The following is an 11,769-nucleotide window of genomic DNA, read 5'->3' on the forward strand; positions in this document are numbered from 1 at the left end:
ATATGATCGTGTTATGAGCTATTTGTTGTCTGCAGAGCTTGCGACGACCGGAACGGCGTCTTCCATGCCATTTTCGATCTTATCGAGAATGCGCTTCAGGTCTTCTGGTTCCGGCTCAAGGTCGCGGGCGTGGTTCCACTTGTAGCGGGCTTCTAGTTTGCGACCAACTTGCCAGTATGCATCGCCCAAGTGATCGTTGATGATTGGATCATGCGGACGCAGAGCGACAGCGCGTTCCAGCTTTTCAGCGGCTTCTTCATAACGACCCAGGCGATAGTAAACCCAGCCGAGGCTGTCGACGATGTATCCATCAGTTGGACGCAGGCGAACAGCGCGCTCAATCATCTTCTGCGCTTCATCCAGCTTCAGACCGCGATCTACCAGGGAGTAGCCGAGGTAGTTGAGGATCATTGGCTGTTCAGGCTTGAGGGTCAAAGCTTCGCGGAAGTCTTCTTCAGCAGCGTCCCATTTGTCCTGACGCTCGCGGGTGATGCCGCGGAAATACAGGATCGTCCAGTGATTTGCCTGAATTTCGCTGAGGGTATCCAAGCCCTGATTGTAGGAGGTTTCTGCTTCCTCAAAGAGAGAATGGCCGCGCAGCACGTTGCCCAAAGAGGTGATGGCCTCTATGTCAGTCGGATCGGATTCCACCAGCTTTTCAAGATGGGCGCGGGCTTCTTCCAGATTATCCAGAATGTTGTAATGAAGCGCAATCTGGATTTCAGCTTCGCGTTTCATTGGGGAGCCGTCTGATACCGCTGACAGGTACTCAATGGCGCGCTCGTTGTCGCCAAGCTGCTCAAACAATGAGGCCAGACCAATCAGGGCTGAATCATTCTTCGGATTGAGGTAGGCGGCGAGTTGCAGGTAATTTGCGGAGAGCTCTTCGCCTTCTTTGCTGACTGCGATGCCGAGACCGTGCAAGGCTTCCGCCAGTCCTTCAGCTGGTGATTTAGCGACGGATTCAATAACCTCGCCGCTCTCAATCTTCTCTCTCAGAGTGACAAGAAGCGGATGTTCTGGAATGAGTTGCTCATATTCGGCAACGATGTCCAGCGCTTCTTGCTGTCTGCCGGAGGCGGCGAGCATACGGGTGTAGGAAATGGCGTTGCGCAGGGCACCGCGGTCAATCTCGTAGGCTGCCTTATAAAACTCGGCGGCCTGATGCGGGTTGTTGTTGTATTCAGCCAGCAGGCCCGCGTTGAAATTGATGAAGAGGTCAAACCACTTGGCACCGGTGGTGCTTGTCAGATCTGCGATGGCTTCATCTGTCTTACCCTGACCTGCTTTGACCCAGGCTGAAACAAGAGCAAAGCTCAGACGGGACAGCGGGTTGACGTTTTGCGTGACGGCATCTGGCAGTTCGGTGGTGAAGTCACCTTCATGAATGCGCTGCGCGGCAACGGCCAGCTGTGCAAGGAAGTGCTCGTTGTCTTCTTCCAGAATGCGGTTTGCCAGAGGGAGCGCTTTTTCGACATTGCCGTTTGCCAGTGATGTGACAAATGCGCGGTCGAGAATATAAAAATTATCCGGGTCACCTTGCAGAGCTGAGGTGAAATAGTTGGACGCGGCGGCCAGATCCTGAGCGAGAAGGGCGCTTCTGCCTGACAGGTAACTTCCTGACAGGGAGCTTGCAGCCGGCAAGGACTGGGAATTTGCCTTCGCGCTTTGAGCGGGAACAAGTGGTGAGCTCACCATAACAAGCGCCAGCGCTGAGGCCATTAAGGCCCTTTTTGAGAATCTGTTTTTATTAACAGAATGATAGGTCATACGGCCATTGTTCTGAGCAGAAGCAGAATTGGAGCGGAACAGCGCAAAATAGCTTGTCAGGGTCATATATGTCTCTCATTGAGAGCCGATTGCGACTCAATATTACATCAATCTGTTAGTAGCGAAGAATGGCGTTTTTATAGCAGCCGGATAACTCACCGCATGTTGTTAAGTGTATCCGAACATTCTTTCAATTGAACCTACATTTTTTCAAGTATCTGCGGATAAGTAAGTATATTGATATTTCTCAAGAATTCAGAAGTATTTACGCAATAACACTAAGGTCGAGGTCTGAGTCTCTTGCTATAATGACCCTGTTCATTGCAGATAGTGGGCAGTGGTGCAATTCCAAGTGAGATTGGTTGTCGTCTCACTCAATAAAGGGGGGTGTTATGACCAAGTGGGTCTACATCTTTGGAGAAAACAAAACCGAGGGCGATGCTTCTATGAAGGAGCTGCTGGGCGGTAAGGGTGCAAACCTTGCCGAGATGAGCAGACTAGGATTGCCTGTCCCTCCCGGCTTTACCATTACAACGCAAGTTTGCACGCACTATTATGATGAAGGTCAGCAGTATCCTTCCGAGCTCAAAGAGCAGGTTCATGCTGCTATTGCAGCTGTTGAAGAGCTGACAGAGCGTAAGTTCAACAGCACGACCAAACCGCTGCTGTTGTCTGTGCGTTCCGGTGCCCGTGTTTCCATGCCGGGTATGATGGATACGGTTCTGAATCTGGGTCTCAATGACCGGACTGTTGAAGCGCTGGCCAAAGATGCAAACGATGACCGGTTTGCTTATGACAGCTATCGTCGTTTCATCCAGATGTACTCTGATGTGGTGTTGGACGTAGACCACGATCACTTCGAAGAAATTCTGGAGGATTTTAAGGACGAGCACGACTACTCCCTTGATACTGACCTGACCGGTGACGACTGGAAACAGATCGTCGCGGCTTATAAGGACAAGGTTGAAGAAGAGCTTGGTCGTCCTTTCCCTGAGGATCCTGAAGAGCAGCTTTGGGGTGCCGTTGGTGCCGTGTTCAAGAGCTGGATGATCCCACGGGCCAAGACTTACCGCGCCCTGCATGAAATCCCAGAGGACTGGGGCACTGCAGTGAACGTGCAGGCGATGGTGTTTGGTAACACAGGCGAAAACTCTGCGACTGGTGTTGCCTTTACCCGTAACCCGTCCACTGGTGAAAACGCGCTTTATGGTGAGTTCCTCATCAACGCGCAGGGTGAAGATGTTGTTGCGGGTATTCGTACGCCGCAGGACATCACCGAGAAAGCCCGCATTGAGGCGCATTCTGAAAAACCATCTCTTGAAGCGACCATGCCTGAGGTGTTTGCGGAGTTCCAGGCTGTTTGTGACAGGTTGGAGACCCATTACCGCGATATGCAGGATCTGGAGTTTACCGTTGAGCACGGCAAGCTTTGGATGCTTCAGACCCGTAACGGCAAGCGGACGCTGAAAGCTGCGTTGAAGATTGCGGTTGATATGGCTGAGAGCGGCCTGATCACCAAAGAAGAAGCCGTTGCGAGTATTGCGCCGTCTTCTCTGGACCAGCTGCTGCACCCGACCATTGACCCTGCCAGCGAACGGGATGAGCTGACTGTTGGTCTGCCAGCTTCACCGGGTGCTGCCTGCGGTGCGATCGTGTTCAACTCTGACGATGCTGAAACAGAAAAGGCCAATGGCCGCTCTGTTATTCTGGTTCGTACAGAGACCAGCCCTGAAGACATTCACGGCATGCATGCTGCGGAAGGCATTTTGACAACACGTGGCGGAATGACCAGTCACGCGGCTGTTGTTGCGCGCGGTATGGGTAAGCCTTGTGTTGCTGGCGCTGGAACCATTCGTGTTGATGCCCGTAATGAGACCATGACGGTTGACGGTCGCAGCTTTGGCAAGGGTGATACAATCACCATTGATGGCGGCAATGGCCAGGTGCTTGCTGGCAAGGTCCAAATGCAGGAACCTGAGCTTTCCGGTGACTTCAAAAAGCTGATGGAATGGGCTGATAACATTCGCCGCATGAACATTCGCACCAATGCAGAAACACCTGCTGATGTGAAGGTTGCGCTTTCTTTTGGAGCTGAAGGTATTGGCCTGTGCCGTACCGAGCACATGTTCTTTGAAGGCGAACGTATCCTTGCGGTGCGTGAAATGATCTTGTCTGACACGGTGAAAGAACGCAAAGCTGCGCTTGCGAAGCTGCTTCCGATCCAGCGTCAGGACTTTATCGATATTTTTGAGCTGATGGTTGATCGTCCGGTCACCATTCGTTTGCTTGATCCGCCACTGCATGAATTCCTTCCTAAGACGGAAGAGGACATTGCTGAAGTTGCCAAGCAGATGGACATTGATCCGGAAGAGCTGCGTGAGCGTGCGGAAGAGCTGGAAGAGTTTAATCCGATGCTCGGCAATCGTGGTTGCCGTTTGCTGATTTCCTATCCGGAAATTGCAGAGATGCAGGCGCGGGCTATCTTTGAAGCCGCTCTTGACGTTTCCAAGCGTCATGGTCGCAAGGTGGCACCTGAAATTATGGTGCCGCTGGTTGGCTTGAAGAGCGAGCTGGATATTGTTCGCGAGAGCATTGACGGTACAGCTGCAGTTGTGGCCAAGGAGCTGGGCGAAAAGCCTGAGTACTCTGTTGGCACCATGATTGAGTTGCCACGGGCCGCGCTGCTTTCTGAAGAGATTGCCGCGTCTGCCGAGTTCTTCTCTTTTGGCACCAACGATCTGACGCAAACCACCTTTGGTATCTCTCGTGATGATGCCGCGTCCTTCCTGGGCAAGTACCAGGAACGGAAGGTGATGGAGAAAGATCCGTTCGTCTCATTGGATGTGGACGGCGTTGGCCAGTTGGTGAAGCTTGCAGCCACGAATGGCCGTAAGACGAAAGCTGATATCAAACTTGGTATTTGCGGGGAACATGGGGGTGATCCAGCCTCTATCGCCTTCTGCGAAACTGTTGGTTTGAATTACGTGTCCTGTTCTCCATTCCGTGTTCCTGTTGCGCGTCTTGCTGCTGCTCAGGCAGTGCTGGCACAGCGGAACAAGGGGTGAGTGGCTTTGTGAAAAAGGGGAGGAGCTGGCCTCGGTCGGCTCCTGCCAATCTGGAAGACCTGAGAGCTGGCGGCAAGCCAGCTCTTGCACGTTTGCTCAGCGCTATTGAGAGTTATGAGGGGCATCCTCAGTTGATCTCTTTGCTGGATGAGGCGTTGCAAAACCCAATCGCGCATGTGATCGCGCTGACCGGACCTCCCGGCGTTGGGAAATCCACCCTGACAAATGCAATGATTTCGGAATACCGCAGCGTGGATAAAAGCGTTGGTGTGATTGCGGTTGATCCCTCTTCTCAGGTGACTGGTGGATCGTTGCTGGGTGACCGGACACGACTTTCAACAGATCCGGAAGATCAGAAGATTTTTGTGCGTTCCATGGCGGCGCGAGACCGGCTTGGCGGGCTCTCCGAGCATGCAATTGCTGCGGTGATCCTGATGCGGGCTGTGATGGACCGTGTGATCGTGGAGAGTGTTGGTATTGGCCAATCTGAGGCAGATGTGGCTCTTGTGGCTGATACCTGCGTGCTTTGTATTCAGCCGGGATCTGGTGACAGTCTTCAATTCATGAAGGCGGGCATCATGGAGTTGCCGGACATTATCTGCGTGACCAAGGCTGATATGGGGGACGTTGCCAGCCGTGCCCGTGCGGATGTGGAAGGGGCTATGAGCTTGAGTGCGAAGCGAGGGGACTGGAAGGTTCCTGTGTTGATGCTGAGTGCAATGGACAACAGAGGCCTTAGTGAGCTGATTGAGGCCAGCGACAGACATCACTCTGTGCTGCACGATAATGGTGGTCTTGCGGTTCAACGCCGTGATCAGGTGAAGGCCTGGCTTGTTGACCAGCTTAAGATGCAGTTTGGGCAACAGGGTGTTGCTGTGCTGAAAAATTCCGGTGTGCGCTGGGAGGAAGCGGCCAAGCGGCCTTTTGCTTTCAAGCAGGAAACCAGCGAGACATTTGCTGCGTTCTGGAAGAGTTTTTCTGAAAACTAGTTTGAGATGATAGCCGATCGCGAAGGGCGCAGATTATTCTGCTGCGCCCACTCTGATTTTGCGTGGCTTCTGTTCCACTTCTTCATCCCTGTCATCACGCCATAGACGGAACTTGCCAAGTGGGATTGGGCGGGAGAACAGATAACCCTGCATCATTGGGCAATCCATGGTGAGCAGCAGTTCTTTTTGCTCTTCTTCTTCCACGCCTTCAACACACACATCCATGCCAAGACGAAGCCCCAGCGTGATTGAGCTTGCCAGAATTTCTCTGGCTTTGGCATCAGTCACCGCACCATTGATGAAGGAACGATCGATCTTGATTTTGTCGAACAGATCGCGGCGCAGGTAGCTGAGAGATGAGAAGCCAGTTCCAAAATCATCCAGCGCAATTTTTACGCCGAGATTACGAAGGCGCTCGATGACTTCAACCACTGTTTCTGAGTAGTTGATGAGAACGTCTTCAGTAACTTCCAGTTCCAGGCGGTTAGGTTCCAGCTGGTATTTTTCCAGCAATGTGTTGACCAGCTCAGGGAATTCCGGATGACGTAACTGGGTTGGAGAGACGTTCACGCACATGGTGACATCATTCAGGGTGGAGCCATCCTTGATCGCGTTCTCCAGTACCCATTCACCGATGCGATTGATGAGCATGGATTCTTCAGCTACCGGCAAAAATGCAGCTGGTGGCAAAAGACCTTTTTTCGGATGGTTCCAGCGAATGAGGGCCTCGGCTGCCAGAATGTTCTTGCCGGTGTTGTCCATGATCGGCTGGTAGTAGTTCTGGAATTCGTTGGCATTGAGCGCGCGTTTGATATCCTCTTCGATTTCGCGGGAGATCTGAAGGGTGTCCTCCATCTCCTTTTCAAAGAGCACATAACGGCCACGGCCAAGTTTCTTTGCCTGATAGAGCGCAATGTCTGCTCTGCGCAAAAGTTCAGTCAGGTCATGACCATGCGACGGGGAGAGTGAAACGCCCATGCTGGCCGTGGTCAGGATTTTGTGTTTCTCAACCTTAAAGGCATCAGAGAGCATTTTCTCGATGTACATACAGGTTTCGATGATCTCGTCCATGTTGGTGCGGTGCGCCAGTACGATGAGGAACTCATCTCCACTGACACGCGCGACCCGGTCTTCCATGTTGATCGACACTTTCAGGCGCTCGGCGACGAGTTTGATGACTTCATCGCCGATGGAGTGGCCCAAACTGTCGTTGATCTGTTTGAAATGGTCCAGATCCAGAAATACAATGCCAGTAATACGCTGTTTTTGTCGGTCGCGTCGCAGCACGTCTGCTGCAAAAATCTCGAACCATGTTCTGTTGGGCAGTCCACACAAGGCGTCATGGAGTGCTGCATGGGTCGCATCTGCTTCATTTTGCAAGATGCGGTCTGTCATCTTGATGTAGCGGAGCAGAATGAGAATCGTCATCAGCAAGATAGCGATGATGGTTCCCAGAAAATACGGTGATGAGTTGGTGTAGATCGCGCCAGAGGCTGCGGTGGTTTTCCAGCTCAGGTTGGCGATGATCTCGCCGTTGCGGCGGAGCAAAGGCAGGGATACACGCTGGAAATCGGCTTTTGGCTTGTTCGTGGTGATGAACATTTCCGACAAGCCCGTTGATTCCTCAAAGGATCTGATGGACCGGATGTCCAGTGATCGTACCCAAAGCAGATAACCAGCAACTGTCGGCATACCTTTTGGCGGTGCTGTTGACGGAGTGATTGCTGCAACTGTGGCGAGGCCGATTGCGCCATCAACCAGAACAACATCGCGCAAGCTCAATGCCAGAGGGGCGTGGCTGCGCAGTGGTTCAGGTACACGGAACTGCGTTTGCTTCGTGTTAGCCCGTGTTTCCAGCTCAGACAGTGTGGCATCAAGCTGGCCGCGGAGCTGATCTTCAAAGACTTCACTGTGCCATGGCAGATCGCGACGGTAGGTGTATAGCGGCTTCATATCCTTGTTGAGGATGACGAAGATATCCCGATCACCACGAGTGCTTGGGGTTGGTGTCAGATCCTCATCCAGCAAGATGTTGGTTTCTTCTGAAAGGACTGAAGCGTATGCCTTGTTTGAGATGGCGATGCGCTCTGCTTCATTTGCGAGCCCGTTACGGAACACTTTGAGGTTGCTCTGTACGAGGCGAACTTCTTTATCGACCTCGAAGTCGAGCGCACGCTGGGTTGACCAGTAGAACGCCAGATACCCAACAGCCAAAGCTGCAGCTACAACACACAGGATCAACAGAGCCATCATGCGGGCTCCGATTTTTTTGCCTCGTGTAATCGTATTGCCGAAAGTACTGCCCAACACTGCTGAAGTCATGGGAGTTTTCGAACTCGGTTGTCCCGCCATCGGCAATTTACTCATGCTGCCTTTAAAACTCTTGATTGTATGCGAAAACGCACTTGCCCATGCTTATGTTCGGAGATTTTGCTTGAGTGAGCCTGTACAACCGACGTGTTTTATCGATCACTTGGGAAATTTATGTGAATGGAGTTCTGCTGCTGGGGATAGCTTAGATGAGTTGAAGGCCTCTGAAACTGACGTGACCTGAGCCGGCTATGATGATGTGATCGTGCAGCACTATCCCTAGTGGTTCCAGTGTGTTTGAGATTTTCGTCGTCATTTCAATGTCTTGTCGGGATGGTGTTGGGTCGCCTGAAGGGTGGTTGTGGACCAGAATGACCGCGCAGGCTGATAACTCCAATGCTCGTTTTGTAACTTCGCGCGGATAAACGGGCGTGTGGTCAACTGTTCCGGTTTGCTGGACTTCATCTGCGATGAGGCGGTTCTTTTTGTCCAGAAACAGGATGCGGAATTCTTCTTTGTCGTTGTGCGCCATAGCTGCGCGAACGTATTCCAGAACTTTGCTCCAGGAGGAGAGGGGGTCGCGCTCTACAACCTGTGCTTTAGCGTAGAGAATGGATGCGGCCTGCATTTCTTTGATAAAACTTGCTGTGCGTGGCCCACAACCGGGAACCTCTTCCAGCCGTTGTTTTGGAGCTGCAAGAACTTGCGCGAAGGAGCCGAACTGAGCCAGCAGCGCTTTTGCCAGTGGTTTGGTGTCGCCCTGTTTGATGGAGGAGAAGAGGAGCATCTCCAGCAACTCGTAGGATTGGAGGCCGTCCAGGCCTGTTTCCTCAAACCGTTCGCGCAAGCGTGCACGATGACCGTGATAGTGTTTGGCGGCTGGCTTAGGGGATTTACTCTGTTTAGCAGAGGGCGGAACCGGGAGAGTTGCCGGTTCGTCCAGAGGGATATGGCTCTGGAGTGCAGGCACGGTGGGTGCCTGCTCCTGAGGAGAGGGAGTTACCTCATGAAACCCGAAACTGGTTTGTTTCATTCCCCCTCCTTACTTGGTGCGGCTAAGCAGCGGCTCCGGCTTCCGGTTCCATTGGGTTGAACAGGCCTGCTGGTGATGTTGTGAAGATATCGCACCCTGTTGAGGTGATGCCGATGGAATGCTCAAACTGAGCAGACAGGGATTTGTCTTTGGTTTCAGCCGTCCAGCCGTCCTTCAGCACTTTCACATCTGGTCGTCCCAGATTTACCATTGGTTCAATTGTGAAAATCATGCCCGGCTTGAGCTCGATGCCAGAACCTTTCTGGCCGTAGTGCAAAATGTTCGGCATGTCGTGGAACAGTTTGCCTACGCCGTGACCGCAGAAATCGCGGACAACGGAACAGCGCTCTGATTCTACGTATTCCTGGATCGCATGGCCAATATCACCTGTGGTGTTGCCCGGCTTAGCAGCTTCCAAAGCACGCATCAGAGATTCGTGGGTGACTTCAATCAGGCGCTTGGCTGCTGGCTTGAGTTTGCCAACGGGATACATGCGGGAGCTGTCGCCGTGCCAGCCATCAACGATGTAGGTGACGTCGATGTTGACGATGTCGCCTTCTTTCAGCTTCTTCTTCGAGTCAGGGATGCCGTGGCAGATGACGCGGTTGATGGAGGTACAGCAGGATTTGCTGAAGCCACGATAATTCAGTGTTGCCGGAACGCCGCCGCGCTCCTTGCCAAACTTGAAAACGAAGTCATCAATTTCCTGCGTTGTGACGCCTGGTTGCACCAGCGGCACAAGTGCGTCGAGGCACTGTGCAGTCATCTGGCTTGCTTTGCGCATACCTTCAAAATCTTCCTGGCTGTAGATCTTGATCTGGCCGGTATTTTTCAGGGGCGCGTTGGCAGCGTCTACGTAGTCAATCATTTTCCCGTTTTTTCCTTGTTCCGTTTCGCGCAGGGACGAACGCAGATTACATCATGAGGAACTGTAAAATGCCGTTATGCTTGCTCGCAAGCCCTGCTTCTCCGTAGAAGCTTCTCCTATTTTTTTAGGGGCATTCTAGGGAGTAATCTGGTGTTTCCCCACTTATATCGGGTATTTTTGAAAGGTGTAGCGAAAAAAGAAGGTCAGATCCTTAACTGCGCACGCATTTTATGAAGCCCGTTATATTCCGTGGTTCCTGTTGGGATTCTATCGATTTTTTGAGGGGCTTAATCCGGGATAAGCCATAGGAACTTCTTGGATAACGGAAAAGAGGCACTTGCACGAAAGTGGTTTGCTCGTGTACTCAAGTGCCTGCAAGCGGTCGTGGTGGAATTGGTATACACAGCAGACTTAAAATCTGCCGCCCCTGGGCTTGCGGGTTCGAGTCCCGCCGTCCGCACCAAATTACTCTCCCAAAAAATTATATTGTAAACTTGCAATAGTGAGACTGTTGCACAGTTTTTTCGCCAAGAATGCGTGATGGTTTTTCAGTGCGGTTCGAAGCAATTTGCTTGTGTTGTCCTCAAAAGAAGATTCGGCAATGCAATGAGTTATATATTTTCACCTGTTCTCTGCATGTTGTTGTTTTACCGAATATGCTGATTTTAAGAAAAATGTAATTTCCGCATTGTCGTAAGAGAACTAATGGAGCGGAAAATGCGGAAAGTTCTTGCTGGTGTATTCCTAGCAATGTTTGCAGTATCTTTAGGAGTTGGGGTAGCTGCGGCGCATAGCGGTGGGACGAATAGTGATGGATGCCATAATGATCGCAAACGTGGGACCTATCACTGCCACTAGGCTTGATGAGTAATCAATGAGGGTAGTTGGAGCATTGCTCTAGCTACCTGCTTTCAGGGTGTAGGTTAAACATCAAATCTGTAACGTTTTCCTTCTGCCGAGACTGCTGGTGGTATGCGGTTTTCTTCGAAGAGGTCGTAGCCCTGTTTGAGGTTGCGCCAGAAGTTCAGCCAGCTTGAGTTGGCGTGCTTGCTGAGGTTTTCCTCTGTCATCTCAAAGGGGAAGATATGAACTGGGACTGCGCCTTGTCCGTTCTGAAGGGCAGCTTCCACGAGCAGATAGATTTCCTCGATATGCTGGTTGGTCATGGCGTAGCAGCCGATGGAGAGGCAGTTACCGTGGACCATCAAGTAAGAGCCTGTGCGGTCCAGTGACTGATCAAAGGCGTTCGGGAAACCGAGATTGAAGGAGAGGTGATATCTGCTGTTCGGGTTCAATTGTCTAGCTGACACATTGTAAAAGCCCTCAGGAGACTGACCGTCGCCTTCATTCAGCTTTGGCCCCAGATCACCAGAGTATTTGCAAATCTCCCATGACTTGTAGGGCTGATAGGTTTTGCCAGACCGGATCCATGCTTCCAGCCGGCTTTCTTCTTTAAAGACACGCAAGAAAACGGGGTTTCCCAAGGTCATTCCTTTGAAGGTCAGGTCCGCGCGCAGGGCTGGCAGGCGCTCATCTTTAACTTTTGTGAGGTTTGCGGAGCCGGGCAGATCATAGGGCAAGAGTAAGTAAGTGGCGAAGACTGCCAGCATTACGAAAAAGGCTGTGCCGACTGCCCAAAGGAGTGGACGTGAAATGATTTTTGCCATGGAAGGTCCGATTGCAAATCACTGGAAACTGAGAGTGGCAGATAAGAGAGGCAATGTGGCCAAGTCA

The 11,769-nt window shown here is 51.9% G+C and carries 8 protein-coding genes and 1 tRNA gene; 4 read left to right on the top strand and 5 right to left on the bottom strand.

Going from position 1 to position 11,769, the window contains the following annotated elements; all coding sequences use genetic code 11:
- Window positions 1-18 precede the first annotated feature (18 nt).
- Window positions 19-1,836, bottom strand: coding sequence for a tetratricopeptide repeat protein (locus DHN43_RS08270; protein ID WP_108818286.1), 1,818 nt, complete (start codon window positions 1,834-1,836; stop codon window positions 19-21).
- Window positions 1,837-2,162: 326 nt separating this feature from the next.
- On the opposite strand from DHN43_RS08270, the gene ppdK reads away from it, so the two are divergent.
- Window positions 2,163-4,835, top strand: a complete 2,673-nt coding sequence (ppdK, locus tag DHN43_RS08275; protein WP_108818287.1) for a pyruvate, phosphate dikinase — start codon at window positions 2,163-2,165, stop codon at window positions 4,833-4,835.
- A gap of 59 nt (window positions 4,836-4,894) precedes the next feature.
- Complete coding sequence (locus DHN43_RS08280) at window positions 4,895-5,824, top strand: ArgK/MeaB family GTPase (RefSeq protein WP_108818450.1); 930 nt, start codon at window positions 4,895-4,897, stop codon at window positions 5,822-5,824.
- A 33-nt stretch (window positions 5,825-5,857) separates the two neighbouring features.
- Here the strand turns inward: DHN43_RS08280 and DHN43_RS08285 are convergent, their stop codons facing one another.
- From DHN43_RS08285 to map, 3 genes are all read right to left on the bottom strand, one after another.
- Window positions 5,858-8,146 carry a bifunctional diguanylate cyclase/phosphodiesterase gene (locus DHN43_RS08285; protein WP_208981975.1) on the bottom strand — a complete coding sequence of 763 codons (2,289 nt, stop codon included), beginning with the start codon at window positions 8,144-8,146 and terminating at the stop codon, window positions 5,858-5,860.
- Between the two features lie 193 nt (window positions 8,147-8,339).
- On the bottom strand, window positions 8,340-9,167 hold the full coding sequence (gene radC, locus DHN43_RS08290; protein WP_063292732.1) for a RadC family protein: 828 nt from the start codon (window positions 9,165-9,167) through the stop codon (window positions 8,340-8,342).
- Between the two features lie 22 nt (window positions 9,168-9,189).
- Window positions 9,190-10,035 carry a type I methionyl aminopeptidase gene (gene map / locus DHN43_RS08295; RefSeq protein ID WP_108818288.1) on the bottom strand — a complete coding sequence of 282 codons (846 nt, stop codon included), beginning with the start codon at window positions 10,033-10,035 and terminating at the stop codon, window positions 9,190-9,192.
- Between the two features lie 378 nt (window positions 10,036-10,413).
- Between map and DHN43_RS08300 the strand changes: the two genes are divergently transcribed.
- Window positions 10,414-10,498, top strand: a tRNA-Leu gene (locus DHN43_RS08300).
- 287 nt (window positions 10,499-10,785) lie between these two features.
- Window positions 10,786-10,893, top strand: a complete 108-nt coding sequence (locus DHN43_RS08305; RefSeq protein WP_244306683.1) for a YHYH domain-containing protein — start codon at window positions 10,786-10,788, stop codon at window positions 10,891-10,893.
- A 65-nt stretch (window positions 10,894-10,958) separates the two neighbouring features.
- On the opposite strand, the gene DHN43_RS08310 is transcribed toward DHN43_RS08305, so the two are convergent.
- Entirely contained in the window at window positions 10,959-11,702 is a 744-nt protein-coding gene (locus tag DHN43_RS08310) for a L,D-transpeptidase family protein (protein ID WP_108818289.1), read from the bottom strand.
- Window positions 11,703-11,769 lie beyond the last annotated feature (67 nt).

This window comes from Pseudovibrio sp. Alg231-02 (genome assembly GCF_900143565.1).
GTDB lineage: Bacteria > Pseudomonadota > Alphaproteobacteria > Rhizobiales > Stappiaceae > Pseudovibrio.